Annotated in this window: 27 protein-coding genes; 10 read left to right on the top strand and 17 right to left on the bottom strand. The window is 64.4% G+C overall.

Annotated features, from left to right (window positions below; translation table 11 throughout):
• Positions 1-251: 251 nt before the first annotated feature.
• The 4 genes from R4P95_RS32850 to R4P95_RS32835 form a co-directional block, all read right to left on the bottom strand.
• On the bottom strand, positions 252-821 hold the full coding sequence (locus R4P95_RS32850) for a dihydrofolate reductase family protein (protein WP_213576993.1): 570 nt from the start codon (positions 819-821) through the stop codon (positions 252-254).
• 163 nt (positions 822-984) lie between these two features.
• Positions 985-2,166, bottom strand: a complete 1,182-nt coding sequence (locus tag R4P95_RS32845) for a hemerythrin domain-containing protein (RefSeq protein ID WP_317747809.1) — start codon at positions 2,164-2,166, stop codon at positions 985-987.
• 30 nt (positions 2,167-2,196) lie between these two features.
• On the bottom strand, positions 2,197-2,856 hold the full coding sequence (locus tag R4P95_RS32840; RefSeq protein WP_317747808.1) for a helix-turn-helix domain-containing protein: 660 nt from the start codon (positions 2,854-2,856) through the stop codon (positions 2,197-2,199).
• A 101-nt stretch (positions 2,857-2,957) separates the two neighbouring features.
• Positions 2,958-3,884: a LysR family transcriptional regulator gene (locus R4P95_RS32835; protein WP_213576990.1), complete on the bottom strand. Its 927-nt coding sequence runs from the start codon at positions 3,882-3,884 to the stop codon at positions 2,958-2,960.
• Positions 3,885-4,022: 138 nt separating this feature from the next.
• On the opposite strand from R4P95_RS32835, the gene R4P95_RS32830 reads away from it, so the two are divergent.
• Both R4P95_RS32830 and R4P95_RS32825 read left to right on the top strand, forming a co-directional pair.
• Positions 4,023-5,408, top strand: coding sequence for an SLC13 family permease (locus R4P95_RS32830; protein ID WP_317747807.1), 1,386 nt, complete (start codon positions 4,023-4,025; stop codon positions 5,406-5,408).
• Positions 5,409-5,508: 100 nt separating this feature from the next.
• Positions 5,509-6,645, top strand: a complete 1,137-nt coding sequence (locus R4P95_RS32825; protein WP_317747806.1) for a PrpF domain-containing protein — start codon at positions 5,509-5,511, stop codon at positions 6,643-6,645.
• A gap of 229 nt (positions 6,646-6,874) precedes the next feature.
• Here the strand turns inward: R4P95_RS32825 and R4P95_RS32820 are convergent, their stop codons facing one another.
• The 4 genes from R4P95_RS32820 to R4P95_RS32805 form a co-directional block, all read right to left on the bottom strand.
• Positions 6,875-7,765 carry an alpha/beta hydrolase gene (locus R4P95_RS32820; protein ID WP_317747805.1) on the bottom strand — a complete coding sequence of 297 codons (891 nt, stop codon included), beginning with the start codon at positions 7,763-7,765 and terminating at the stop codon, positions 6,875-6,877.
• A 190-nt stretch (positions 7,766-7,955) separates the two neighbouring features.
• Positions 7,956-8,579 (bottom strand): SDR family oxidoreductase, encoded by a 624-nt coding sequence (locus R4P95_RS32815; protein WP_317747804.1) that lies wholly within the window; start codon positions 8,577-8,579, stop codon positions 7,956-7,958.
• 159 nt (positions 8,580-8,738) lie between these two features.
• A complete protein-coding gene (locus tag R4P95_RS32810) occupies positions 8,739-9,755 on the bottom strand; it encodes a MerR family transcriptional regulator (protein ID WP_317747803.1) in 1,017 nt (338 codons plus the stop codon).
• A 14-nt stretch (positions 9,756-9,769) separates the two neighbouring features.
• On the bottom strand, positions 9,770-10,432 hold the full coding sequence (locus R4P95_RS32805; protein ID WP_317747802.1) for a HEAT repeat domain-containing protein: 663 nt from the start codon (positions 10,430-10,432) through the stop codon (positions 9,770-9,772).
• A gap of 205 nt (positions 10,433-10,637) precedes the next feature.
• Between R4P95_RS32805 and R4P95_RS32800 the strand changes: the two genes are divergently transcribed.
• Entirely contained in the window at positions 10,638-11,282 is a 645-nt protein-coding gene (locus R4P95_RS32800; RefSeq protein WP_213576984.1) for a dihydrofolate reductase family protein, read from the top strand.
• Here the strand turns inward: R4P95_RS32800 and R4P95_RS32795 are convergent, their stop codons facing one another.
• Positions 11,283-12,371, bottom strand: a complete 1,089-nt coding sequence (locus tag R4P95_RS32795) for a helix-turn-helix transcriptional regulator (RefSeq protein WP_317747800.1) — start codon at positions 12,369-12,371, stop codon at positions 11,283-11,285. It abuts the gene before it with no gap.
• A gap of 87 nt (positions 12,372-12,458) precedes the next feature.
• On the opposite strand from R4P95_RS32795, the gene R4P95_RS32790 reads away from it, so the two are divergent.
• The 5 genes from R4P95_RS32790 (at position 12,459) to R4P95_RS32770 (ending at position 15,791) form a co-directional block, all read left to right on the top strand.
• Positions 12,459-12,923 (top strand): hypothetical protein, encoded by a 465-nt coding sequence (locus tag R4P95_RS32790; protein ID WP_317747799.1) that lies wholly within the window; start codon positions 12,459-12,461, stop codon positions 12,921-12,923.
• On the top strand, positions 12,920-13,324 hold the full coding sequence (locus R4P95_RS32785; RefSeq protein WP_109332199.1) for a DUF1304 domain-containing protein: 405 nt from the start codon (positions 12,920-12,922) through the stop codon (positions 13,322-13,324). Before R4P95_RS32790 ends, R4P95_RS32785 begins: the two co-directional genes overlap by 4 nt.
• Positions 13,325-13,404: 80 nt before the next feature.
• Complete coding sequence (locus R4P95_RS32780) at positions 13,405-14,271, top strand: PE-PPE domain-containing protein (protein WP_317747798.1); 867 nt, start codon at positions 13,405-13,407, stop codon at positions 14,269-14,271.
• 332 nt (positions 14,272-14,603) lie between these two features.
• Positions 14,604-15,443 carry a GAF and ANTAR domain-containing protein gene (locus R4P95_RS32775; protein WP_213576980.1) on the top strand — a complete coding sequence of 280 codons (840 nt, stop codon included), beginning with the start codon at positions 14,604-14,606 and terminating at the stop codon, positions 15,441-15,443.
• A 177-nt stretch (positions 15,444-15,620) separates the two neighbouring features.
• The gene (locus tag R4P95_RS32770; protein ID WP_317747797.1) at positions 15,621-15,791 is read left to right on the top strand and encodes a hypothetical protein; all 171 of its coding nucleotides are present in this window, start codon (positions 15,621-15,623) and stop codon (positions 15,789-15,791) included.
• 33 nt (positions 15,792-15,824) lie between these two features.
• On the opposite strand, the gene R4P95_RS32765 is transcribed toward R4P95_RS32770, so the two are convergent.
• Complete coding sequence (locus R4P95_RS32765; protein ID WP_317747796.1) at positions 15,825-16,739, bottom strand: exodeoxyribonuclease III; 915 nt, start codon at positions 16,737-16,739, stop codon at positions 15,825-15,827.
• Between the two features lie 493 nt (positions 16,740-17,232).
• On the opposite strand from R4P95_RS32765, the gene R4P95_RS32760 reads away from it, so the two are divergent.
• On the top strand, positions 17,233-17,679 hold the full coding sequence (locus tag R4P95_RS32760; protein ID WP_317747795.1) for a DUF4145 domain-containing protein: 447 nt from the start codon (positions 17,233-17,235) through the stop codon (positions 17,677-17,679).
• Between the two features lie 17 nt (positions 17,680-17,696).
• Here R4P95_RS32760 and R4P95_RS32755 read toward each other — a convergent pair whose 3' ends face one another.
• The 7 genes from R4P95_RS32755 to R4P95_RS32725 form a co-directional block, all read right to left on the bottom strand.
• Entirely contained in the window at positions 17,697-18,389 is a 693-nt protein-coding gene (locus tag R4P95_RS32755) for a hypothetical protein (protein WP_317747794.1), read from the bottom strand.
• A 35-nt stretch (positions 18,390-18,424) separates the two neighbouring features.
• Positions 18,425-19,720: a tyrosine-type recombinase/integrase gene (locus R4P95_RS32750; RefSeq protein WP_317747793.1), complete on the bottom strand. Its 1,296-nt coding sequence runs from the start codon at positions 19,718-19,720 to the stop codon at positions 18,425-18,427.
• Positions 19,721-19,993: 273 nt separating this feature from the next.
• Complete coding sequence (locus R4P95_RS32745; protein WP_317747792.1) at positions 19,994-20,656, bottom strand: hypothetical protein; 663 nt, start codon at positions 20,654-20,656, stop codon at positions 19,994-19,996.
• A 384-nt stretch (positions 20,657-21,040) separates the two neighbouring features.
• Entirely contained in the window at positions 21,041-22,567 is a 1,527-nt protein-coding gene (locus R4P95_RS32740; RefSeq protein WP_317747791.1) for a phage/plasmid primase, P4 family, read from the bottom strand.
• Positions 22,568-22,658: 91 nt separating this feature from the next.
• Positions 22,659-23,840 carry a hypothetical protein gene (locus tag R4P95_RS32735; protein ID WP_317747790.1) on the bottom strand — a complete coding sequence of 394 codons (1,182 nt, stop codon included), beginning with the start codon at positions 23,838-23,840 and terminating at the stop codon, positions 22,659-22,661.
• A 1,057-nt stretch (positions 23,841-24,897) separates the two neighbouring features.
• Positions 24,898-25,206, bottom strand: coding sequence for a hypothetical protein (locus R4P95_RS32730; protein WP_317747789.1), 309 nt, complete (start codon positions 25,204-25,206; stop codon positions 24,898-24,900).
• Positions 25,207-25,715: 509 nt separating this feature from the next.
• The gene (locus R4P95_RS32725) at positions 25,716-26,567 is read right to left on the bottom strand and encodes a hypothetical protein (protein WP_317747788.1); all 852 of its coding nucleotides are present in this window, start codon (positions 26,565-26,567) and stop codon (positions 25,716-25,718) included.
• Positions 26,568-26,605: 38 nt separating this feature from the next.
• On the opposite strand from R4P95_RS32725, the gene R4P95_RS32720 reads away from it, so the two are divergent.
• Positions 26,606-26,851: a helix-turn-helix transcriptional regulator gene (locus R4P95_RS32720; protein ID WP_317747787.1), complete on the top strand. Its 246-nt coding sequence runs from the start codon at positions 26,606-26,608 to the stop codon at positions 26,849-26,851.
• The last annotated feature ends 53 nt before the right edge of the window (positions 26,852-26,904 follow it).

Genomic DNA, 26,904 nt, shown 5'->3' with positions numbered 1-26,904 from the left:
AACCGAATCCTGACCGGCCGAGAACGGCCGAATCATGCTCACCGGGGCGCCTCGTTTTTCAGGTCGAAGTAGCTAGCCCAGTGCGCGACAGCCCAGGGCATGGGCACGGCCGGTTCCTGTGCAGCGTCTCAAAATGCCACCGGCAGTGAGACGCTCCAGCCATGTAGGGTCTCGCGGCTGACGTCGTAATCTCACGGGCCGCGTCGTACCAGTACGACATCACCGTGAGACTAGCGTTTGGGTGGTGCTGCTCAGCGCCTCGTCTCGTACCTGGTCACGACCACGCCGCCGGGAAATGTCCGCGTCTCCACAAGGTTCAGGTTCACCCAGCTGTCCAGCGCGGTGAAGAACGGCGTGCCGCCGCCCACCAGGACTGGATAGGCGGCGATCGCGTACTCGTCGATCAGCCCGGCGCGCATGGCCGACCCGGCGAGCGTTGCGCCGCCGATGTTCATGGGGCCGCCGTCCTCGGCCTTGAGCCGGGTGATTTCGGCGATCGCGTCGCCGGTGACCAGGCGGGTGTTCCAGTCGACCTGTCTGTCGATCGTCGAGGAGAACACCACCTTCGGCGTGTCCCGCCAGTTCCGCGCGAACTCGATCTCCGCCGGGGTGGCGTTGGGCTGTTGGTCGCCGGTCGGCCAGTAGGAGCTCATCGTCTCCCACAGCTTGCGCCCATACAGCGAGAGGCCACTCGCCTGCTCGTGGTCGAGCCACCATTGGAACAGTTCGTCGCTCGGCGGTCCGCCCCAACTTATGTCGTCGCCGGCCGCAGCGATGTAGCCGTCCAGGGTCAAATTCATGCCGTAGATCAGTTTCCGCATGGCACAGCCTTTCCGTCCGTGGGTGCCCGGCGTATAGACCGGCGCGGCGCGAGAAACTCATCGGTGCGCGATCTGGGCTCGCCGGTAGTCCTCGTGCTCGCTGCTCAGCGTGGTGGACGCGGCCGACTCTTGCAAGCCGCCTGATCTCGACCGTCCGGAGTGCCTACGCCGTTCTGGGCAGGGTCGTGCCGGCATGCGCCTGCATCCGCAGCGCCTCGAGATTCTGTCGAATCTGGGGTCGCATGTCTCGATGCTGCGGGAGCAGACGTAAATAGAGCGCGAGCAGTGGGCGGTACGGCAGTCGGTCGATCCGATACGAATGCGTCACCTGCGTTCCGTCGCCGTCCGCTCTGAAGGTGTAGGTCCAGGTTGTCGAGTCGTGGTACAGCGGGTTGCGACGCTCCGAGACCGTATGGAACTCGAACGTCCTACCCGGGTCGGCGACGGTCACCTCGCACAGCCGCGACCAGCGCAGGTGATGTGCACGGTTGTGCCCCCGGAATCGGGCGCCCACGGATCCCGGTGACCGTCCCGGCAACCATGCGCAGCGTCGGCACTCGGGGCTGCGTTCGTCGATGCGCGTGACGTCGGCGACCGCGTCGTACAGCTGTCGGGCCGGGGCGTCGATCCACAGCTCCACCGACCCCTCGGTGCGAGGTGGCCGGTGGAGACGGGGGCTGACGTCGAGATGAGCGCCCCACCGGGCGGCGCACGCCCGCCGATAGGGTCGCGCGAACGTATGGAGCAAGATGAACCGAGTGACGGGACCGACTTTACGGACGGCGACGTCGCAATCCTCGCGATCGACACCGTCGACGATCCAGTGAGCTTCGGTTCCCAACTCCCGCTTGGTTTTCGAGGTGATGAAGACGCGCTGCTCAACCTCGTCCCATTGCCGACCGGTCAGGGTCCGGGCGACGACCGGCATCATCTCGTCCTCTTCACGCTGCAGATGCGGCAGGAGAACGTGCTTCAGAACGGTAAGGGAATGTAGAAGGTCCTGTCGGGCAGCGAAATCGGCACGATATTCGATTGCCGCGGCGGTGACCCGCTCGATCTCTGGGCCGATCCGAGCATGGTCGGCGTCCATCACGTCGAGGAGTGCTCCGGCGGCCGGGTTCAACTGACGGACGAGAGGCCATAGGGCATCGTCCTCGCCGCTGTGGTGCAGGTGAAGGAAATGCATCATCCACACGAGGTGGTCGGCGAGGGCGACCCGCTGGGCCGATGTGGGCGCAGGGGCAGCGCCCAGCACCTGTATCGCGCGAGCAAGGTCGCGGCGTAGCGCGTTGTGCACGATGCGCATGATCCGGGTGTCGGCGTGGGGCAGAGTGTCGGTTGTCATGACGGACTCCAGATAAAGGCGCACGAGAATTCAGCTCGGGCGGTTGAGGATTTCTGCGATGCGGTCGATCAGCCACGACTCGTATCGGACTCGAGTCCAGCCGCATTCTTGTACGAACAGGGCATACACCTGGTCGCTGGTCTGGACGCACAGTTCGTCGACCTGACCGGGGTCGGACTGACGGCCCATGATCATATTTGCGACGTCGGCAGCCGAGCGCCTGCGCTGCCCTTCCAGGTCGACGGACACCGCTGCCAGCGTGGTATCGACCGTCGCACCCTGGCGGACTGCCCCGGCCAGGCGGTAGATGCGCTCGTTGATCAAGGCGATCATGCGCGCAGCGATCTCGATGCGGTCGCCACCCGTGCGCCCCGCACCGATTGCCGTGTAGACGGGCCGGTCGGCCAACGGCACCTGCGCGTCATCGCCGACAATGGCGACCTCGAGCGCCGCCTTCAACAGGTAGGCCTTGGAACCGAACGTCGTGTAGACGGTTTCGACGGACACCGTCGCGGCCTGCGCGACATCCCTGATGCCGGTGCCTGCCCAGCCGTGCTCGGCGAACAACCGCGCGGCGGCCTCCAGTACGGCCGCTCGAGTTTGAGCTGCCTGCATCCGACGCAGCGGAGAACGATACCGGCGGGATTCGGACCCGCTTGGCGCCGCCGAATCACGACCGACCGTGGCCATACCTCAGCCTAGAACGGGCAAGTTTTCGATACAAGAGCGTTCAGGTGATTTCGGTGCTGCCTTCACGCCCGGACCTTCGGCACGTGCACCTCCTCCCGCCGTCAGACGGACGGCGCGGTGGCCATGCGGTCGGCGGCGCCGCGTAGTGCGCGTGAGATCGCGTACATGGCGGGGGTGTACTGGCGGCGGGCGAGAGAGGCGATGTAGATGACGCGCGTCGGCACGCGGTCCTGCTTACGAAACGTCACCGTCCGGACGTCCGGCCGGTGGTAGGCCACGGCGAGCCTCGGAACCATGGCGATTCCGACGCCGGCGGCGACCATCGCTTCGATCTCCTGGTAGTCGTGGGCTTCGTAGACGACGTCGGGTTCGAATCCGGCTGCGCGGCAGCTACGGAGAAGGACCTCCCCTGCCGGATGGTCGTTGCTTCGGATGATCCAGCGAGCATCGCGAAGATCCGGTAGCGCGATCTCGTCGTCGCTCTGATGATCGATGGGAAGCAGCAGGACCGTCTCGTCCTCCATCAACGATTCAAGCGACAGCGACCGCTCGGCTTCCTCAGTCCACGAGTAGCTCCACAGCAATGCCAGATCCACCTCGCTCGAGTGCAGCATGTCGAGAAGCTGCGGGCGTACCGCTGAACGCACCCGCACGTCGACTTCAGGCCACCGTGAGTGGTACTCCTTCAGCGCGTCAGAGAGCAGCGACGCGCTGACAGTAGGGAAAGAACCGAGCCGCACCGACCCGCGCTGCAGGCCCCGGATCGCTTCGAGGTCGCCGCTCGCGGCGCGCATCTCGCGTCGGAACAGGCGTGCGCGGCTGGTCAGGACTTCACCGGCCTCGGTGAGCTGGACCCCACGGGGCAGCCGGGTGAGCACCGGCTGCTTGATGCTGTGTTCGAGCTTGGCGATGCGCTGCGACGCAGCCGAAGGGGTCATCCGAGCGCGCTCGGCACCGGCAGTCAACGAACCCGCTTCCGCAATGTCGAGCAACAGGAACAGCGTGACGACGTCGAATGAGTGCTGCACTCGACCTCCCGACTTCAGTTGAGCTAAAGGGATCTATAGCGAAACGGTATTGCCCTTAACCGGTGCCGTCAATAGTGTGATTTGGACGACGTTCAAGCGCTGAATGTGACCTTCTGCCCACGCCTGGAAAGCTCTCTTATGACCTCCATCGAGATCCTCCCACTCATCGCGCTCGTTGCGATGTTCGCGATCGCCACCTTCTTTCCGATCAACATCGGCATTCTCGGCTTCATCGGCGCTTTCGTCGTCGGCTATTTCGCACTCGGGTACGACGACAAGGAAATTCTCACCGCGTTTCCGAGTTCGATCGTGCTCACCATCGTCGGAGTGACCTACTTCTTCGGCATGGCCAAGCGCAACGGCACCATCGACCTGCTGGTCAACAGCTGCATTCGTGCGGTGAACGGACGGGTCACGGTGGTTCCCTGGGTGTTCTTCTTCACCGCATCCGTGCTCACCGCACTGGGAACATTCAGTCCCGCCGCCGTCGCTCTGATCATCCCTGCCGCGATGGCGTTCGCCGCCCGCACTCACATGAGCCCGCTGGTCATGGGCATCATGGTCATCAATGGGGCCCACGCCGGCGCCTTCTCGCCGATCTCCGTCTCCGGTGTCCTGGTCCGAGACATCGTCGAGTCGAACGGCCTCTCGATCGCCCCGTGGACGTTGTTCTTCTCCAGTTACGGCATCAACCTGCTGCTCTCGGTGCTGACGGTGGTCGGCTACGCCGCGCTCGCCCGCACCCGAGGACTGGAGTTCTCCGCGACCGGATCGACTGATGTAGCGCCCCTCGGCGGTTCACGTGACGGCGCGCCGCACCGGACCACACCGCCCACGGGCGGCGGCAGCAGCAGCTCCGGAGCGCCGGGCACGCGGGTACTCACGCGGCCGGTCTCGACGACCCTCATCGATGCACCCGCAGCCGTTACCCGCGCCCAAAAGCTGACGCTGTTCCTCATTGGCGCCCTGCTGGTGCTGGTCCTGGTCCTGCATCTGCCGATCAGCTTCATAGCCATCGCGGCGGGAGCTGTCCTGGCGTTCACCGATCTGAAGAAGCAGAACGACGCGATCGCGGACATCAGCTGGTCGACGGTCCTCCTCGTGGCGGGCATGGTCACCTACATCTCCATCCTGCAAGAGGTGGGCACCATCGACCACCTGGCAGAGATGGCCATCACCATCGGCGCACCGCTCATCGTCGCGCTCGTGCTCTGCTACGTCATCGGCGTCACCTCCGCCTTCGCATCCTCCACCGCACTGCTCGCCGCGGTGATTCCGCTCGCCATGCCGCTGCTGGGAACGGGAGCGCTACCAGTGGTCGGTGTCGTCGCCGCTCTCGCCATCTCCGCCACCGTCGTCGACGTGTCCCCGTTCTCGACGAACGGCGCCCTCGTTCTAGCCAATGCCCAGAACATCGAGCGGCCGCGCTTCTACCGTCAGCTGCTGCTCAACGCAGGCATCGTCGTCGCCGTCGCCCCGGCGCTGTGCTGGCTGATCCTGGTCGTCGTGCCGGCACTGCTCTGACTCTTAAGCCGCACTGAACGACCACGACAGATTTCTCCATTGTGCTTGAACCTCGCGGACCACAGCCTGGAAGCACAGACACGATCGAAAGGTCCACCCGATGTTCACTCTCCGAGGCACCTGGATGCGAGGCGGGACCAGCAAGTGCTGGCTCTTCAACGCCGTCGACATCGACCCCTACATCGCCGGCGCCGGCGGACTCGACAACATCCTCACGGCCGCTTTCGGGTCCGGCGATCCGAGGCAGCTCGACGGCGTCGGAGGCGGTAGCTCCACCACATCCAAGGCCGCCATCGTGCGGCGATCCACCGTGCCGGACATCGACGTCGACTACCTGTTCGCTCAGGTGGCGATCGACGACCGGACGGTCGAATGGGGCAGCAACTGTGGCAACTGCGCCACCGCGATCGGCCTCTACGCAGTGCAAGCCGGGTTGGTCGCCATCGACGACACCCTCACGATCGTGCGCATGCGGAATCAGAACACCGGAGCCGTACTGCGGGCAGAGATCGCCACGCCGGGTGGCCACGTCCCCACCGAGGGAAGCGCCTCGGTCCCGGGCACGCCCGCACTCGGCGTGCCGGTGGGTCTGACGTTCACCGGGTTGGACGCCGATCGCACCACCCTGCTGCCGACCGGCCAGGCCGTCAACCGAATCGAGCTCGGCAGCAACATGTATCGAGGAACACTCGTCCGGGCCGGCGCTCCCGCCGCGCTGTTCGACGCGACGGACCTCGGGCTCACCGGCGCAGAGGACAACGCCACCCTCGCCGACCGGCTTCCCACGCTCATCGCCCTTCGCCGCGAGGCTGCACTCCTGATGGGACTCGCACGGCCCACCGATCCGATAACCCACGCCATCCCGAAAGTGGGAATCGTCGGACCACCCACGGACTACCGCACCGCAACGGGAAGTCTGGTGCGCGCCGAGGACTACGACGTGTCGGTACGCATGATGTCGATGATGGCGCCCCATCCCGCGATCGGTCTCACCTCTGCTGTCGCAGTGGCGGCAGCCGTCACCGTGTCGGGCGGGACCGTCGCCACCAACGCCCGAATCGGCTGGCCGGGTTCGCTCCGTATCGGCACCGCTGCAGGCGTTCTCGACGTCGACTACACCCTCGACCCTCACGGCATCCTGCAGACGGTGACCCTGCATCGAGCCGTACGACGAATTGCAACCGCAGATCTCTTCGTAGCAATCTCGGCTTCCGCGCTCGTGGGTGCGGGAGCCTGAAGGGAAACGGTTCACGCTCGTCCGGACCTCCTCGGGACGCGTGCCAACGTCGAGAGCGAATCAGACTGCGTCTCGAGTCCGACTCCGATGACGCACACCCGGCGACCACCGTGCTGACCAAGAGAACCGGGGTCATGATCCCTGCGCGCCCTCAGCCCGCCGCACCAGCCATTGGCTGTTCTACCACACCCGGGGCGACGCCCGAGAAGTCCTGACCTGACAGGGAGCGTCAGTTTTCCACGGGTGCAAGGTCACTCGCTACCAGCGCGAGAATGTCGTTCGCGTGGCTGACGGCGATGAAATGACCACCACCACTGATCGGGTGCCAGACGGCGCCCGGGGTCTTGTCCGCTACCGTCTTGTTGATGATCTCCGGCACCAGGGTGTCGGCGCTTCCCTGCCAGAAGTGCACGGGGCGAGACACTGTCGTCATGTCGAACGGCCAGGCCTGGTAGAGCATCGTGGCATCGGCGACAAGTCCGTCCGCGCCATGCCGAAAGCACTCGCGCCCTGCCCTCAGAAACGCGTCGAGGACCTTTTCGTCAGCCAACACCTCCCGATCCGCGGTGCACGCCGACTGCGTGATCGCCTTCGCGTAGCGATCCGCGAAATGGGTGGCACTGATACCGAGCACGTCGTACATGAGTGTGAAACCGGGATGGAAGTGAAGCGCCAGGCGGCCGCCCAGCGCGTCGACGCTACTGAGGTACTTCGCGGCCCAGTTCGATCCGAACGTTCCGTAATTGCCCCCGGCGATGCACACGACATTGACCAGCCGTGCGGGATCCAGATACGCGGCGGCCGCGAGGGCCCACGGTCCACCCTCGGACCAACCGGTTACTGCGAATCGGTGTGCGCCGAAGGAGTCGGCCAACAGCAGGAGGTCATCGGTCCAGCCTTCGAAGGTGCGGCCCCGCTGAAGATCTGACCCGCCCATGCCCGGCCGGTCTGCGCATACGAATCTCAGTCCATTGGCCTTCGCATACGGATCGAACAGTTCCGCCTCCAGTCGGCTCGAGGGTCCCCCGTGGTTGTGCAGCACGAGTGGTCCGCCCGGGTCACCGGCTTCGAGATACGTGATGGTCCGGTCGCCGACCCGGATACTTCCCTCTCGCGTCACGTGGACTCCTCACAGTGTTGGCCGGAACCCGAACCCGGGTCGGCGGCGTCGAAACCGCAGTTCCCTCGCAGACGTCAGCGACGCTGCTGAAGCCAGTCCCGATAGTGCGTGGACGCCAGACGAGCGTCTGAACCCGCTGTGAGCACGTCTCCGGTAACTGCGCCGAACAAGCCGGCGTTCTCGTCGAGAGTCACGGTCCGGGCATCGCCCTGCGCCGCCAACGTGATTCTGCCGAGTTCATCGAGAGGAAAACCTCCGGACCGGCAATGTCTCGGATACCTCCCAGCGGTGTACCGGTGGAGACTTCGACGAGCGCATCGACCACCTCCGCAGCGGCAATCGGCTGGAGTGGGGTGGAGGGCAGCCGCACTGTGTCACCGTCGGAGGTCCACGACAAGACGGCGTCGACGAACTCGAAGAACTGGGTGGCACGAAGAATGGAGTACGGTGTCGGCCCGTGCCGGAGCAGGTTCTCCTGGAGGGTCTTTGCCCGGTAGTAATCCAACTGGGGCACTTGATCGACACCGACGATCGAGAGGACCACCTGATGCCGGACACCGGCACGTTCCCCGGCCGCCAGCAGGTTACTCATGGAGGCGCGGAAGAAGTCCAGGGACGCCTCATCGAAGGTCGGAGAGTTCGAGGCATCGATCACCACATCTGCACCCGCGAGTGCGCTGTCCAGACCCTGACCCGAGATCAGGTCGACGCCGGTCGACTGCGATGCGGGAATGGCCTCGTGGCCGGATTCGTTCAGCTTGCGGACCACCTGCGATCCGATCAACCCGGTACCACCGATGACTGCAAGCTTCATCGTCTCACCTTTCACGGCCGTCGCCGACGGTCGGCGCCGAGATGCCGGAGGCCTCTGCCCATTCTCCTCGCTCGGCAACGCGCTGTGAACCGCTATCGCCGGGTTCGTTCGTACCTCGACATCATCGGACGACGGGGACTTTGACCGGATGCGCCTTCATTATCGGAGCGGGCTTCGACCCCGGTCCTGCGCGCTCACGATCGCTGCCGCGGTGGACGCGATCGTCCGGTCGCCGTCGTCGGTGAGCCTGTCGAGTGCCGTCCGTGCCGCCGTGCCGGGAATCTCCGCGAGGGCCTGTGTGATTCGCAACCGGGTGGGCGCATCGTCGGCGTGGTCGAGCTCGCGCTGCAGGGCCTCGACGATATCTTCCGCCGGACATGCAATGGTCGTCAGCAGGCCAAGGACTTCGGCCGCCTCGACATCGCGCCGCCCGTCGACGACCATCTCGAGGAGGGCGGGTATCGAGTCGATGTTTCCACGAGAGCCGAGAGCCAGGGCGGCATATCCGCGGATGCCGGTATCCGGATCATCGAGGGCTCGTCTCAGATGTACCGTTGCCTCCGCTGTGTGGACAGCCGCTATCGCGGCAGTCGCGCGACGCCGGACGTCGACCTCCTCCGCGTCGAGACCCTTGGCGAGATGCGCAAGTCCGTGACCGGCGACCCTCGCCAACGACCAGTGCAGCGCACCGGCCACATTGGGGTCTTCCTCCGCGAGGGCGGCCTCGACCAGCGCTTCGACGGGTAGCGATGCCTTCCCGCTCTGCGACAGGATCGCTTGTTGACGACGGGCCGCAGACTCCGATTCGAGTGCCCGCAGCAGGGCGACGATGCGCAGCACATCTTCCCACTCCGCCGGGGAGGCGGCGTCTACACGTTCGAGTTTCGCGAGCAGTTCCTGATCGGCAGCGATTCGCTGGCGGGTGTGCCGGATGAGGTCTCCCACCAGATCGGCCGGAGCGAAATCGGGCCCGTCCAATGCTCGTTTGACTTCGTTCAACGACAGCCCCAACGTCCTCAGGCTTTCGACGTGGAACAGCCGTCGGATGTCGTCGGCGGAGTATTCGCGGTAGCCGCCAGGGGTGCGGCCGGTGGGACTGACCAATCCCAACGTGTCGTAGTGACGCAGCATTCGCGTACTGACGCCGCACCGCCGAGAAACCTCGCCGATCAACATCCCCTCTCCTTCCGCTACGTGCCCGGGCCGGCGACCGCGACGCGCGTCGCCATCTCGAGTGCAAGGCTGAATCCGGTGTCGGGGTCGTAGAGCTGCTTCGTAGCACCGGCATGCGCACGAATCCGCGGATCGGGACTCGCCCCCGCGTCGTCGAGGACCGGTAGGACAGCGTCCCCGAGTCCGACCAGCGCACGGCTCAGACTGAGCTGCAGGTGCTGATCGCCCCGACCTAGTTCTGTCGCCAGATCGGCCGCGAGCGCGGCCTCCTCGCCCGGCGGCACGAGCACCACGGCCGCCCGCCACGCGCTGCGCGCGACCTCGTCGTGCTCGTCGTGCAGCAGTCCCGACACCCCTGGCCAGGCAATCCGATCCCCGATCTTGGACAGGGTGTGCAGCGACTGACTACGGGCCTGCGCAGTGTCGGACCCGAGCTCTCGGATCAGTCTCGGCACTGTGAGCTCGCTGGGCAGGCGGCACAAAGCCCAGGTCAGCATGTCGCGGACGAAGAAGTCCGGTTCGACCGCGCACCGAGCGACGAGAGCGTCCGCGAGCTGGGGGTCTGGGCGCGTGCCGGCAGCGAGCGCCGCCCGAAGCCGGCTCGATGGGCCGCCTGCTGCCAGAGTGTCGACGAGGTGAGCGTTCGGCCCACCGTGGTTGGTTGTGTTCACGACAACCACCTCCTTCGCCGACCATTGGAGTCCTTGTCACTGTGTCAGGGTCAAGCGTTGTCGTCAGGGTGGGCGTGGTTCAACTCGCAGATCCGGTTGCACGAGAGAAGTCGCCGGCATCTCTACTGTGAGGGGTGCGAGTTCCACCGATGAGTTTGTCCGGCTCGCGGAGTCCAACCATCATCACCCTCTTCGACAGTGCAGGAGAAACTGAATGGATCAGCTGCTGAGAGTCCAGAACTTCACGGTGTCTCGTGACGGGTTCGGCGCCGGTGAAAACCAGACCTTCGAGAGACCGTTCGGCCACGCCGACCCCGGTGAGATGTTCGCCTGGGCCGGCGCCACGGCGAGCTGGCCCATGCGGACCGACCCCGGTGGGAGCCGCGGACTCGACGACTACTTCACGCGGGATTTCGCCCGAAATATCGGCGCCGAGATCATGGGCCGCAACAAGTTCGGACCCCAACGCGGGCCGTGGGAGGACCACAGCTGGCGCGGCTGGTGGGGCGACGAACCTCCGTTCCATACCCCGGTATTCGTGATGACTCATCACGAGCGTCCGTCGTTCACCCTCTCCGACACCACATTCCACTTCGTCGGTGGTGACCCTGCCACGGTTCTCGAGCAAGCGCGTGACGCCGCGGGCGGCAAGGACGTCCGACTCGGCGGCGGGGCTACCACCATCCGGCAGTTCCTCGACGCCGATCTCGTGGACACGATGCATGTGGTGGTCTCTCCGGTGCAACTCGGGTCCGGCGTGCGCCTGTGGGACTCCCCCGATGAGCTGCTGGACCGGTTTCACCTCGAGGTTGTGCCGAGCCCCAGCGGTGTGGCACACCACCTGTTCTGGCGCAGGTGATCACTCTGCCCGACGCACCTGCGGGGAACCGGCGCCTGCCGGTTCCGTCGCAGGGCCGAATCGGAGCCGCGCGGCGAGTTCGGCGCGACTGCGAACTCCCGTCTTCGCATAGACGGATTTCAGGTGATCCTGCACGGTATTGGCAGTGATGGCACGACGCTGCGCGATGTCGGACGTGGCGTATCCCGCCACGACGTCGCTACAGATTTCGCGTTCTCGTGCGGTCAACCCATAGGCGGCGAGCAGCAGACCGGTGAGGTCGCTGCCACCGGCCGATTCGAAAGTGACCACGGTCTGCGGTTCGTCGCCACCGAGCATGGCAGTTGCTCGCACCAGAATCCAGCCGCCGTGTGCGTCACGGATGCGGGCCCGGAATACCCCGGAACTGCTGGACCGTGCACCGAATGTCGCGGCTCGTAGCACCACGGTCATCCGCCCGTGGGCGACTTCCTCGACGCGATCCCGCCAGGTTCGGGCCGCGGAGGTGAAGGAAAGGGGTTCGCCCGTGGCACTTGTCAACACCACTGCCAGCCCCTGATCGTCCGGTGGGTGGGTAGTAGCCGGAGCGTGCACTGCCGCTGCCCGGGTCGCGGCCGCCAGCCCCGGCGCCACCAGCGCGAGGAACTCGAGATCGCGGTCGGAAAAATCCGGCCCCGATCGAACGAAGCCGGCTCCACCCCAGCAGGTTCCGTCCACTCGGAAGATGACCCGAACCTCGCGTGGGAGACCGAGGGGCCGCCACACGGAACTGTGCCGGAGACTGCGCGCCACCTCGTCGACGGGCAGGTCGGAGGCACGTGCGACTCCACGACCGGTACAGGCGAGATCGGCGAACGTCGCGGGATCACTTCCGCCGTATTCCGATTCGGCAAGCAGCGGCTCGTATTCCTGAGGAATTCGAGTGCGCCCGCTGGTCATCGAACTGATCGCGAGCGACTCCGGGTCGATCATCGCCCAACACGTCAGGTCACTGCACACCGTCTGCTCGACCAGCTCGATGGCGCGCTCGTGCACCTGAGTGACGCCGGCACCCGATGCCGCCAACGCCACCAATTCCCGGCGGATCCTGTCCGCTCGGATCTCGAGCATGCAGCCAAGTATGCGCTGCTCACACCGTCGCGGCTATCCCAGATTTCTGGGATAGGCCACCGATCATCCCGGTCTTACGGTCGCAGTATGTCTACTGACGTTCACATCCTCCGCTCCTGTGAAGGCCCACGCCTCACCATTCCCGACGCCGATATCACGGTGCTGGTACCCGGCGAGGTCACCCGCGGGGCGTACGAGGTCTTCCTGGTCGAGAGTCGGCAAGGCAGACCGGGGCCACTGCATACCGAGCCGTGGCCGAAGTCCTACCACCTGTTGCGCGGCCGGATTCTCGTTCAGGCGGCCGACACCGGTTACGAACTCGCCGCGGGTGAATCCATCACCTTCCCCCCGGGAACGATGAACACCTTCACCGTTCTCAGTGAGTCGGCCGAGTTCCTCCTCGTCACGGCCGGTGCGGACATGAGCGGGTTCTTCACCGAACTCGACGCTCTCGGTCGCGCTCAGCACTCGGAGGAGGACGCCGCGCCCCTTCTCCACAAGCTCGCGAACGAGTACGGGATCACGCTGGCGAGCCAAGCAGGTGCGTCATGATCGTCATCGCTCAGATTGCGACGCTGATCGCGGCGGCCGTTCATCTACTGGCGTTCGTGTGGGAGTCGGTGGTGTTCCTCCGGCCGTCGGTGCACGAGCGGCTGTTCCGGATTCCCACCTCCGACGTACCGGCCGTCCGCCTGTGGGCGTTCAACGTCGGTTTCTACAACTTGTTCCTCGGTTCCGGCGCGGTGGCCGGTGTTGTTCTCTGGTGGGCCGGGTCGGACACCGCAGGCCGCACCCTCGTGATCTACACCTGCATCTTCATGTTCCTGGCAGGAATCGCCCTGGCCGTCTCGGACCGTATGGCCTTGAGCCGCCCTCGCGGGTCGGGCGTCGCTGGAGCCCTGTCCCAGAGCACACCTCCACTGGTGGCGTTGGTGGCCCTGGCGATCGGATGAGCACGATTGTCTCGCGATTGCCAGTAAGTTCTCAGGCTCCGAACCCACCCGGGAGCGTCGCCGGGCGGCACCATGGAGTGATGTCACAGATGACCGTGCTCGCCGTCGGTGGCACCGGCGAATCCCGTCCCGATGACCGCCGCACCGAAGTCACGGGCCTCCTCCGCGAGGTGACCGTCCGACTCGACGACCGTTTTGCGCCCCGATGGGTCGGTTATCCGGCGTCGTACGGGCCGGTCGCGACGGGCGGCCTCAGCTACGTGCAGAGCACCGAAGCGGGAGTCTGCGCGTTACTCGACCGACTCCGGGAAGACCCCGGCCCGATCGCCCTGATCGGCTACTCGCAGGGGTGCACGGTCATCCGGGAACTTCTCGGAATGATTGCTACGGGCATTGTCCCAGTGGGCCGCATCGTTGCCGCCGGATTCATTTCCGATCCGCAGCAACCGGCCGGGGTGGTGCCAGGCTGCGAGGGACGCGGCGTCGCCGGCGAAGGCCCGCCACTCCCCGCCGGGGTTTCGGTGATGTGGGTGGCGAACCCCCAGGACATGATCTGCAATGCCAGCGACGACAGCTACGTCCGCGACATTGCGGATCTCACCCGATCGATGTCCTTGCACACCGTGCACACCTGGTGTGCGCACATGTGGCAGCTGCTCCGCCACAACAGTTTCCAGAACGCGGCGAAAACCCGCTTCAGCCCCCGTCAGTGGCGTACCGACCTCCGGCGTCTGCGTATCGCACTCGTCGAAATTCTTGGCTACCTCCCGCCACGGCTGGCCTGGCGTGGCATTCGTATCGCCAACCGGCGGGGTGGACGGCACATCGCGTACGCAACCGAGCCCCTCGACGCGCGTGGGCTGACCGGATGTCAGGTGTTGGCACGCTGGCTATGCGACACGGCGGATGACCACACGGTCTCCGAGTCACTGAGCCCCGCCGCCTGAACCGAACGCGCTACGACAGCCATCGACGCTCCCTCACCGACCGCACTGTGCACTGCCATCAGTCCGCCGAGCGAAATGAGAGCCACGCCCGCGTCGAGCGCCAACCTCCCGACAGCGAGTGCATCGGTCACCGTTTGTCGCACACTCATCTGGATCTCCCTCCGGTGGTCGACCGCTCTGACACCTTCCTATACAGACGTGCCCGGATACCCGATTGCTCAACCACAGCTTCAGACCTGCGCCTTGAACGCCTCCTCTGGCGCCGACCGCCTCCGAAGTTCTGGAACGCCCTGGTTCCACATCGAAGGGGCGCGGGGTCATAATGGGTCGTTATGGACGCATATCACGCTGATGCGGCCACCGCAGACTCCGTCCTCGCCTCACCCGAGGACGCCCCCGCGGTGGTGAAGAAGGTTGCCCGGTCTGCCGCGACGCTGAGCGTCGAGCGGTTGGCCGCGTTGGTGACCGCTATGGGTGGATCGATCTCCGACGAAGATCACCTGGTGGTTGTACTGCAGCGAGCAGTGGAGATCGCGCACGAGGCGATCGACGGCGCCGACAGCTGCGGCATCACCATCGTGTCCGGCGGCCGTACCTTCACCGCAGTGCACACCGATGCGCGAACACTGCAGGTCGACGCCCACCAGTACGAAATCGGCGAGGGTCCGTGCCTGCATGCGGCCACCACGGGCGAGACCGTGCGCGTAGACGTCGACAGTGCCGACGCACGCTGGCCCCAGTTCATCGCCGCCGCGAAAGAAGAAGGCGTCCGCTCGTTCCTCGCTGCCCCGCTCTACACACCTAGCGAGCGTTTCGGTTCGCTCAACATCTATGGTCGCAGGCCCGACGCCTTCACCGAGCAGGACGAAGCCGTCGTCGATGCCCTGACCGCCGCTCTGGCCCGTGCCATCGGCGACTATGCGCGCTTCCGGCATGCGCGGGATCTCGCCGACGGGCTACGCGAGGCCCTCGAAAGCCGCGCCCCGATCGAGCAGGCCAAGGGCATGCTGATGGCCATCCACCGGATCGACGCCGACGCCGCCTTCCAGATGCTCGCCGAGAATTCACAGCGCAGCAACCGAAAGCTGCGGGTTGTCGCGAAAGAACTGCTGGCCGCCGTCTCCGGAGTCGACGCCGCAACCGCCGACGAGACGGCCAAAGAACCCTCCTGATCCGCTCACTGCAGCACAAAGTCCTGCCCGGCATACGACCACCGAACAGGACCGTGCGCGCCCTCGGAGCTGCTTTCTCAACTCCGCGCGCTGAGCAGATGCACACGTAGGAACGAGCAGCCACTTCCGGACGAGAGTACGCGTGCTTCGGCGGCCCACGCCTGCGACAATGGGACGGTGTACGACGACGTCACCACACTGGGCAGTGACAAACTGACCGCCATCCTGGCGGAGCAGCGGGCGCTCCTCGGAGAATCTGTTGCCAACGACTACGGCGAGGCGTACTGCATCCACGCCCGTGAGCGCATCGAAGAACTCGAGGCCGAGGTCGCTCGTCGCGGGTTGTAGTTCTCGCCGCACTGTCCCGGGTACGTGATCTGCTCAGAGCTCATAGTCCACGACCACCGGAGCGTGGTCACTCATCCGGCGGTCCGCCGCCGGATCCCGGTCGGTGCCGGCCGCGACCACCGCCCCCGCCAAACCTGGCGTCGCAAGGTGGTAGTCGATGCGCCACCCGACATCATTCACGAACGACTGCCCCAGCCACGACCACCACGAGTACGGACCGTCGATGCCCGGATGCTGTCGCCGGACGACGTCGACGAGCGTGCGCGGCGACAGGATGGAGTCGAACCACTCACGTTCCTCCGGCAGATAACCCTCCACCTGGTTGCTGCGGCGCCAGTTCCGAACGTCGTGACGGGTGTGCGCAATATTGAGGTCACCCATCACCAGCAGTTCCCTGCCCCGTGCGCGTGCCGTGCGGCGCGCGCGGGTCAGCTGTCGCGCGAATGCGGAGAGGAACCGCATCTTGCGGTCGTAGCGGGCTCCACCGTCGGGCGCCTCCCGCATGCGCCCCGGCTTCTGCAGGTGCGCCGGAAGGCCGCCCTTCGGGAGGTACATCGACACCACGGTGATCGGCGCCTCGGCAAGGTCCACCTCGAGGTACCGGCCCTCGTTGGCGAACTCCCCCAGCCCACGGGCCAACGGCACGGGGTCGAGTTCGACTGTCTCCGTGTGCATTTCCCCCGGCCGTTGCACGAGCGCCGCACCACTCCACGTTCGAATCGCGAGAGGCGCACACCGGGTCAGGACCGCGACACCGTTACGGCCCGCGAGCTCCCCCTCGTCGTACGCCAGGTGGTACTCGCCGAACACACCCGGCGGGATGGCGCTGGCACGAGCCCGCATTTCCTGAATCGCGACCACATCGGGTCGACGATCAGCCAGCCACTCCTCGAATCCGCGCCGCTGCGCCGCACGAATCCCATTGACGTTGAAGGTCGCGATCCGCACGAGGCACAGTGTAGGGAACCGTCTCGAGTGGCCGAACTCAGCTGGGTGGTCAGCCGGGTCTAGACGTTGAAGCGGAACGCTTGTGGCGCGCGCGAAGACCGATCTACCTGCGCTTATGCTATGCGCCGGGGGTGCCGTAGCCCCGTTGTAGCCCCCCATGGTGCGACCGTTGTCGGCGCACTTCGTCACAATGATCAACATGGCATCAGAAAAGATCAGGATTGGTAACGACGCCGACAAGACCGCGGATGAACCGGAGCGCAACCCTGACACACTGCCCTACAGCGGGGACCCCAGCGGAACATGCCCCCGATGCGGACGCACGAGCAACTTCGACCAGGTCGCTCAATGGACCCTCGTGAGCCGCGGCATCCCGGGAAGCAGCAACAGGGTAACGATGCAGCGGGTAGTCGTCCTGAGGTGCCATGGATGCGAGGAAAGTACGGTTGTAATTGAGGAACGACAGAAGGCTCCTGCAGGAGCCAGCCGGAGTATGGCTCCGATTCACTGGTGGCCGTTCCCTGGCGCAGACACCTCCAACATGCGAGGCATCGTGCCGGATCGCATGGCGACGATGTATGAGGAGGGTATGCGTTCCCTCTCCGTTCAGGCCCCGCATGCAGCCGCAGTGATGGCACGCGGCGTCCTAGCGTTCCTCGTTCAAGAGCGCGGTTCGGGAGAAGCCAAGAGCCAGCGCAACCTGTACGAGAAGCTTAAGAAGATGGTGGAGGAGGGCGACATCCCGCCTTCCTTCAAGGAGTGGGTGGACGTAATCCGCACAACGGGCAATGCCGGAGCACACCCCGACGAATACGAAGAGGTCAGCCAAGACGAAGCAGCCGACCGACTGTCCCTGGCCTACGGACTCATCGACCAGCTGTACATCCAACCTGACCGCGTGGCGAAGATGAAGCGGGCGCGGAAGGTTCCCAAGGGCTAGCTCCTGGTCGCCAATCGTCAGAGCCGATCCAGGTACTCAGCTATGTCGTCGGCGATCCACGTGTACCGTTCTGCATCTTCTTGAGAGAGTTGAAGATCCTCATGCACAGCTTTGTTCCGAAGAGTCGCGAGGTCCGCAACAATGCTGCGTAGGCCCTGGTCAACGTCCGCCTTCGCAGAAAGGAGCTTCAGCGCCCTATTCGGAGGCATCTGCCGTTGCAGCGCAATGCCGTGACGGTCCAAGGCTCGTGCAATCGCCTTCTCGACAACCCGATATGCTCTTAGCAAAACAACGAGCGGGTCTTCGCCAAGCGCCGTGGTCTCGCGCTGTTCTGCCCCAGCTGTCCGAGTCCCCTCCCCTACCTTGGCACCGTCGGTCGCGCTAGCGCCATCGGGTTCAGCCTCGGTCGCGCTAGCGCCATCGGGTTCAGCCTCGGTCGCGCTAGCGCCATCGGGTTCAGCCTCGGTCGCTTTCGCTCCTGCCGCCGATTTCGTGGCAATCTCTTCGACCTCTCTCTCAAGTTCGTCCAGCTGCTCGCTGAACCTGAAGGAGAAACCTGGTCCATTGAGCTCAATAAGCTCGGCAAATCGCGCGATCAACTTCCCCGCGAGCTCTTTGATCTGGCGACGCAGGACGACTACAACGATCAACACAACGATCGGCCAAGCCAGCGATCCGACTATCGCTGCGATGAATTCGAGGGCACCCACAGGCGGAGCATAGACGACGGCCCAGACAAACCTCGCTAACCCCTGATCGCTCGCACGTTCGTCGGCTCCGCGGTTGCCTGGGCCGTGAAGGCGGCGTCCATGGCATTGGCGACCGTATCGCTGGCATCCTCGTACAGGTGGCCGTAGGTGTCCATCGTGATCTTGAAGGACGAGTGGCCCAGGTGCACCTGGATTGCCTTGGCCGGGACGTTGGCCGCGATGAGCAACGCCGCGCAGGTGTGCCGCAAGTCATGGAAGCGGAGTGCGCCTGGTAACCCGGCCTTGGCAACGGCCAGCTTCCAGTACGGCAAGTAGAAGTCGCGCCCCCACATCATCGGCTCGGTGCCGAACGCGGCCTCCTCGGTCGCGGGACCGGGCCAGACGTACAACTCGGGGGTGAATGCCCCGTGCGAGCTGCGCTCGGTCGCCAGGGCGTTCAGTGCGTCCCGCAGTGCGGGTGGGACAGGCACCACGCGGGTCTTGCCGTTCTTCGGCGGCACGACGGTCCAGTCACCATCACTCAGCGACGAGATGGACTCCGACACGGTAATCCGGCCCCGCAGCAGGTCCACGTTCTCCCATCGCAGGCCGCAGCACTCCCCTGCGCGCATCCCAGACTGTGCAGCGAACCGCACCAGCAACGCCAGGGCGTGGTCGCCGCTGGTCTCCTCCATTGCGACGGCCAGCCGTTCCACCTGGGCCGCGCTCAGGTACGGGGTGGAGGTGGTGTCGCGGTGAGCCTTGGGTAAGTCGTCGCGGGTGAGGCCGTGGGCCGGATTACCGCGCAGGTACCGCGCACGCACCGCTGCGTCCAACACCTGCCGCATCACCCGCACCGCGTTGTGGACCGTCCCAGGTGCGAGCGGCTTCCCGATCGGTGTCTTGCCTGCTCGCTCCCGGTAGCGGGCGTCTCGGGCGGCGCGCTTATTGGACGGGTCCGCAGGTCCCTTGTTGTTGTGGCCGACCCGCTTGCCGTGCAGCGAAAGGTCCGTAACCCAGGCAACCAAGTCCATCGTGGTGATACTGCCGATGGGCCGCTCAGCGAACGTCGGGTAGATCCGCTGTTCCAGAATCGTCCGGTACGACTGCGCCGTCTTCGGCCGCAGGTTGCGACTGCCGATCCAAAGTTCCGCGACTTCTCGGTAGGTGCGCTTTGAGTCGCTGGGGTCTATGTAGTCACCCCGGTTGCGGTCGGCCTGAATCCCGTCCAAGAACTTCTTAGCTGCGGTCTTCGTCCCGAACGTCTTGCTGCGACGCTTCCCTCCGTCGTCATACCAACGCGCCTGGAATCGCCCGGTGGTCTGTTCACGAATTGCGTAGCGGTTCGCCATCTTTCAGCCTCTCGTCTGTCCAACACATACCACCCTACCCGTCCAAACGTTCAGTCCAAACGCCATAGGGTCTGTCAGACTTGATGTTTCACCTGCACGATCATGCGAGGCGACCGTCCACTTAGCCCCACACCAGCCCTGAAACCACGGTTCCTGCGACCATTTCGGGGCTCTCCAGTTTGCCTGCGCGCTTGAGTATTGGCGGGTAGGTGCGCGGGTTGCCCAGCAGCCCCGCAAGGCCGCAGGCGGGACGCTCAGACGGCCGCGAATGGCCTACTGGCGCTTATTGCGGCGGCGGGCCTGTGGTGCGGGTGGCGGCGACGTGGCCTGTAGCTGCGTCAGCGCTTCATCGAGCGGGAGGAGCCCCGAGGACGCAGACTCGGGAGCCGGGGTGGGGTTGTCGCGACGAACGAGTGGACGCGCAGGCTCGTCCTCGTCCACGAACTCGGCATCCACCACGTTCAGTTCGTCCGCCAGCCAACCGGGTAACCCCGAGTCTGGAACTCCCCGCGCCGCTCGGCTTTCCGCCCTACTGCCGCCTTCAAGCATGCCCGTGAGAATCGCTTCAAAGGGCTTGGTCGGGCCGACCTGAACCTCCAGAGCAGTCTTCTCTGTGATGCCGATACGACCCAGTGCGTCCCGGATCGCCGCCAGCTTTATCGCGTCGGAAACGTCCGGATCGTCAATAGCGATGCGCAGCAACTCTTTCGCGAGTTTATCGCCCGCCATTTCGAGACGTATCCGCGCCTTCTCTTTCACCTGCGGGGCTCGGCCCCCGTGCGTAGTGCAGACGGTCGCACCCGTCACGCGCTGCTTGCGGCAGGGTTCGCCGTTCGTCTTCCGCGCGGTGCAGATGCTGTCCGGCCGGGGTGTACGCCCATCCTTCCACTCCACAACACGATTCGATGGGTCGCTTGATTCGTTCTGCTCGAACATCTTCGTTCCTTTTCGTTGAACCTGCGAATAATGCGGAGGGGGTCCGCGAGAGCGATACGGCTACGGAGGCCCGTCGACTGCCCCTTGACCGGGCAAGTGACCGGGCTGGCTGTAGCGCATTTCCCCAGGTGGCGGGGTCTCGACAGGTGCATTTCCCCAGGTGACCGGGCTGACCGGGCAAAACGCACAAACTAGGTGCTATACAACAAACAGGTACCCACTGCCCTATGCACCATGCCCCCTACACCAGTACCCCTATTTACTTGCTACACACCCAAATACGTTGTTTCTACCTGGTCAACCCGGTCAACCCCTGCAGAAACAGCCCTCTACCAGCGAAAACATGTGACCGGGCTCAGGGCCATTTGCCCGGTCACTGCCCGGTCAAGCCCGGTCAGAAGCCTTTCGAGCTTCTGCTCCCCCGTCCCCCTGATCACGGGGCAGGTGGACAGTCCTGCTCTTCAGGGCCAGCCCTTCGTAGGCTGGCCTACCGTCAACTCCTCTCTTCTTGCGGTCGAACGCCACATCGGGGTACGCCCCCTTCATGTAGGACCGCAGCTCAGCGCCGAACTTCGCTTTTCCGAGAGGCTTCCCGTTGCGTCCCACGAAGCGCTCGTACTCGTCGTAGAGCCGTTCCGTGGAAAGGCGGAAGCCGTTGCCAACGTCGCAGCAGTCGCGGACAAAGGCCCCCATCGGCGAACCGAGTTCTGCCGCGTCTTCCAGCACTTCGCGGCCAGACGCAGGCTGTACGAACCTCCCCCGCGTACTCAAACAGGCCAGGCCGTCCAATGCCCAGTTGAGGATTCCCGACACCTCCTTGTTCAGGTCGTGCTCCAAGGTGGAGCTCATCGCGTCTGTCCCTCGGAACTTCTGGTTCATCGCCAGGGCGTAGAGGCGATCCAGCGGAGCTCCCGAGTTGTCTCGGAAGTCGGGCGCGTGGTTGGAGGTGAACATCATCCGACCGGGCAGAACACCTTCCCAGTCGATGCGATGCTTGCGACGTACGGACCCGAATTCACCGCTGGCGATCTCTTTGAACTTTTCCACTGCTGCCTTCGCATTGCGACCGAAGGTCGCCTCGGGGAATACGATCAGCGTCTTACCGATTGCCTTCTCTAAGCCGAAGTTATCGTTGTTCAGGTCGCTCGTGCTCATGCTGACCACGTTGGCCTTGCCGACCAACTTCTCCAGCACCTTGCGGACAGTAGTCTTCCCCGAACCGGGGATGCCCTGAATGTAGAGCGCGGCTTCCAGGTCGAGCCGGCCCGAGATCACATAACCGAACCACTCCTGCAGGAGCTGAATCGCTTCTGCGTCTTCCGGGAACCACTGGTCCAAGCACCGCAGCCACAAGTCGGGTTCAGGGGCGTCCGGGTCGTAAGCGAACGGCAGCGACGACTCGTTAAAGAATTCCCGCACGCACGGAACAAGCTCTCTCGTCCGCCAGTTGAACAGCCCGTTACTGAACGCGATCCAGTTGCCGGGAGCTCCGAGTGGATGGTCGCTCACGGCCGCACCATCGCTGCTGATCCACGCGGGTACCAGCGTGCCGCTCTTCACCAACGAAATATCACGGAGCGCATCAAGCGCCTCGCCGAGATTCTTCCGGTTGGGATTCCACGGAACAGGCACCTGCTCGAGACCACTGTCGCCACTGCCCGACTTGAGATACAACCCGTCTTCCAGAATCTTTCGCAGGTCGGAGCTGACGTCATTCCTGGCTACTCGGCTCCAATGCGCCCCGGTCCAGGTCATCCAGTCGTCCTGCCAGAACAGCGGCGAACCACCCCCGAACGCCTTCCGCTCGACAAGCTTCCGAGCGACTTTTGTGGGTTCGTTGGGGCTGGGCCAGTGCGTCGCGGCTTCGGCTTCCATCTGCGCCTTGGCGTGCTGGGCGTCGCTCTCGTCCACGAGGCGTAGATCACCCGAGGAACGCTTACCCTTGCGAGCAGAGCCGAAGTGGAGGGTGAGCGTGCCGTCCGGATTCTCCGTCTTTCGCATCTCAGGCCTCGGCTTCGGTCAGCTCGATGCGGGCCTTGTCGCCGTCGGGAGGGGTCTTGTACCGCGCCGACGCGATGGCACCCTTAACAGCTCGGTTGAAGTCGTCCTCGGCAACGAACCGCGAACGGCGTTCGCCCGGTAGCTCTCCATCTCTGCGACGCTGCATTGTCTCCAGGTAAGCGTCGCGGATCAACGCGAGAGCGAGCCCGAGTCCGGCTTCGCCTTCGGTCGCGCACTTAATCGCGTGGTAGACGCGGTTACGCATGAGATTGTGCGCAGACGTGTCGTCATCGGTACCGTGCGCGAACTTGTCCAGCATGTCGCGATAGTTGCAGTGCCACCGCAGTGCCGCACCCATGTCGTCGTACTTGGCGTCCCAGCCCGGAACCGAATGAATCCACTGCTCGGCTTCCTCCAGGTCTGTCGCGACCTTGGGAGTCGGGCGGCTCACCTGACCGCCCAGCGAACGAGCGTCCCGTCGATCCAAAGCCGCGAGCAGTTTCGTCCGGCTGACGGCGCGCGCTTCGGAGTTGACGGTCGCCGTCACTACGGGTCTGTCGTCATACTTGTTGTTGACCGAACCAGGGCACCGCAGCACGCGCGCAAGTTCGTAGACGTTGTCGATCTTTGCGCCGGGTCGCACTTCGTCCACGATCTGCTGCACCAGGCCTCCGAAGCGCGCGAGCAGGATCTTCCAAGCCAGCCGGTCGTCTTCGTCGTGAATCGTGTTCGGAGCGCTGGCCGTGTTTGCGATTCGCCAGAACGGCTGCAGACCCCGCCCGGTCTCGATGATGACGGCGGGCTTGATCCCGAGCGCGTTGGTCAGCTTCCCAACAACGCGGTGGCATTCCTTCATGGAACCCAGGGCACCGGACTTGACATCCAGGTCGGCGAACAGCGTCACCACGCGGGTGACATCGGTTTCGCCACCGCGCCCATACTCGAGCCCCTCACGCCGAGGGTTCACCCCGAAGTAAAGATTGACGTCGCGGGGGATCTCTAGTTCGGCGGCTTCATATTCCGCGAGGGGATGGAGCTTAGTCTCGGTGCGATGCGTCGTAGGGTCTACGGCGAGTATAGAGGCAATCTCGTTGTGCCGGAAGCCCAAGGCTCGCCAAACGTCCACAACGGTCCGAGTATGCGTATCTTGCAGGGGCACAATAATACTGGTACCATTTACCACGGTCAATCCTTTCGCATGAGGATGGGGTTCAGCCCCGAGAGGTGACAATCTCGGAAGCAAATTTCATATTCAGCAGACGCCCGTCAAACTCCTTGCCCAAGGTAGGACGGGCGTTTCGCTGTGCCATAACCAGGCAATGCCCACCCTACCACCCTGGTATCTGACTTTGGTTGCGGCACAGCATTTTCCGGCTGTAGGAGTCGCCGGTCTGAGAACACTCAGACCGCCGACTCCACAAGGACGCGGTCACTTTCGGGTCCCGAACGTGTGAACTGCCTCCAATACCCCTGCGTTGCAGTGGCGTATGCTTCTGGGTGGCCAGCACTTCCGGTTGGCTGGAGAAGGCTCCGCTCTCCATGCAGTGAGAAGGCGCGTTTCGGTCGAAGGCCGGAGCGCGTCTTTTCTCTTGCCGCCCGGTGACTTGCCCAACACCCCCGCCCGTACCCCCTCCTGGGGTTGCTGCTCCGATGTGGCGACGCTCAGGGGCCTGCGAATGGCCCTGTAGTGGCGGGGGTGTGCCAGTGCAGTGCTTCTGGGTACTTGTGATCAAGGAGTCGACGGCACCGCCTGCACACCACGAGCGCTACGACGTACTGCCCCCGCGCAACCGTCAGGTATGACGCCTCGTCTCGCACCGATCCCTGGTGGTGCTCGCATTTCATCTCAGCGGGCGGAACAACCATCCGCAGTATGTCCCTCGGACTGAGTGGCATCCGCACAATCCATCGGTTGCCTGGCTTCCAGCTGAAGATGACGACCGAGGCATGCTCGGGGAAATCCTTGCTCCATTTCGGCATTGCCGGATCGATCACAGGGGCAAGGTCGCTCCCGCCTCCGCCATGGAATCCATTATCCCAGAGGTCTTCAGGGACGGTAGTGCAGGCACGTCGCATCCCCGCCATGACGCGATCAACACTTCGGCGTAGCTTCTCGTCCTCTACATCGGTGTCGTACTTCGCGGTCTCCGTGAGTACGGCCAGCACTTGGTCAGCTTCGGCACGCTGCCTTGTTAGCTCGTCCGGCGTCCATCCGTCGCCAGAGCTCCAGTCGGAACCGCTCATGCCCGGCCTCCGCTCGCGAGGCCCTGCAAGAAGTCCCAGAGGTCGCGGTCGGAGTACCAGTTGTGTCCCGCGATCTTGAAACGGCGCAGTTCGCCCTGCTCGGTCGCGTTGCGTATACGGGTTTCGGTGATTCCGGCGACGCCGATCTCGGCAAAGAACTCCACCGCCCCGGCTCGCCCTTTCCTAGTGGGCAGATTGGACAGGTCGTCGGGATTGATCGCTATCCGTCGTGGCCGGTGGTTCGGCGCGGGGTGTGACGCAGCGGGGCGCGTCCGCTCGTATTGATTGGTTGCCTGCTGGCTCATTGGAAGATCCCTTTCTCGGGGTCCCTGAGAACCGCAAAATCCCAGGTACCCACGATGATTGTTGGGAACCTGGGAGTACCGTTCTAATCCCGGCTAGTCTTGAACCTTCCGAAGTTCGAGTGATCGCCCCACCCACTACCGCAGGTGGTCGTATGCTTCGCTCCGGCCAGGCATCCTCTCGGACAGTCATTTAATCAAGCCATTCGCCGCACCAGGTAACGCCGCTGAGGCCGCTTTGGTGCTGCCGCTACTATGCCACGCCCCAGGCATAGGAGGCAAATGCTAGTGCGTCGATAACCGTTGCAGTACAGTCATTTACATCGATACGTCCTGGATTTGCGCGACCACGAGGGTTCTGATTTGGCCCCTGAGGTCCACGGAGAAGCCCTGGTTTCGACCGAGGGTCTGGCGACCCTGCCCAGAAGAAGTCAGGGAGCGCTTCCGAGCACGGCCCCATGCGACAGAACCCCGCCGTGGAGACGACGGGGTTCTGGGTCGTGAAGGCGCGCTTACTGGGCTGCGGCCTCTCTGTTGACCACCAGGACGATGGTGTCGTACGGCATCGACATAAGCAGTGGTGCCGTGATGCAGTCGGTGGCCGTGGCCCCATCCATCTCGCACATCGCGGCGACGTACTTGTCGTGTGCCTCCTGGTAGCTGTCGATCGCCCCCAGTACGTCAGCGCGGGCCTTACTCGGAGGAAGCGCGGTTGCGTCGCGTTCAAACGAGTCGATCATCGCATTCTGAAGCCCGAGGCACACAACGTAAGACGGCGACTTGCTATCACTGCCGCACTTCATCCCGAGGAACTTGGCGTGCTCGCTCTGAAGGTACTTCCACGTGACACCCCCCGCCTGCGTCGTCGTCGCTACTGCGGCGCTTGTTGTGGCGACGTACGCCCGCACCTCGGCGTAGTAGCGCTCCCAGACCGGACCGCTGCACTCGCTCGGGTTCACGTCTGGGTCGTAGTCTGACTTGTCCGAGATGGTTTCTTCGAGAACACGTTTGGCCTCGGCGCGTTGTGCGGCCGACAAAGACATGTCCTCGCTGTCGCGCAGTGCGTACTTCTGCCTCCGGGCTCGCTCGCCCACCGCCTGAAAGGCCTCGCATGCCTCGCTGAATTTCGCGTCATCTGCCGCTTGCGCCGTCGACCTCGCTGCGGCGGTCGTTGACTGAGGGTCTGCTGCATCGCCTCCGCCGCCGTTTGTGCATCCCGCAACAGACAGCGCAGCAATCAGCCCGATCACTAGTGCCCACCGCTTCATCGTTCTCCTATAGGGCCTGGGCGACCCTCCGGCGGGATCGCTCCCGCATCCTATTCTTCCGTTTCTGGTCTTGAACAGCAGATACGACGTTTCCACTCTGGACGTTTGCACCTTAGACGTATGAGCTGCACACGATGCCCGAGCTCAAGCCACCGATCAGCGCCACTGTGGCGTCGTTTGGGGCTCGCGTGCGCGCGAGACGGTTGGAGCTCGGTTGGAGCCAAGAAGTCGCCGCCGACCACATCGGTATCCACTTCACGCACCTGGGCCAGATCGAGCGCGGGCAGCGCAGCTCCCGTATAGAGAACATCCTCAAGGTTGCTACGGGGCTACAGACCACTCCCGGCGCTCTACTCGACGGCATCCCACCACCGAACTAGACAGATCGCCCCCGAGGGGCGAATCCTCAGGGGCGATCTGTGAGTAGCCACCC

The sequence above is a fragment of the Rhodococcus sp. IEGM 27 genome (assembly GCF_033142305.1).
Lineage (GTDB): Bacteria > Actinomycetota > Actinomycetes > Mycobacteriales > Mycobacteriaceae > Rhodococcus_F > Rhodococcus_F oxybenzonivorans.
The sequence above is the reverse complement of the archived record's forward strand: the minus strand, read 5'-3'. Positions and strand labels throughout refer to the sequence as shown.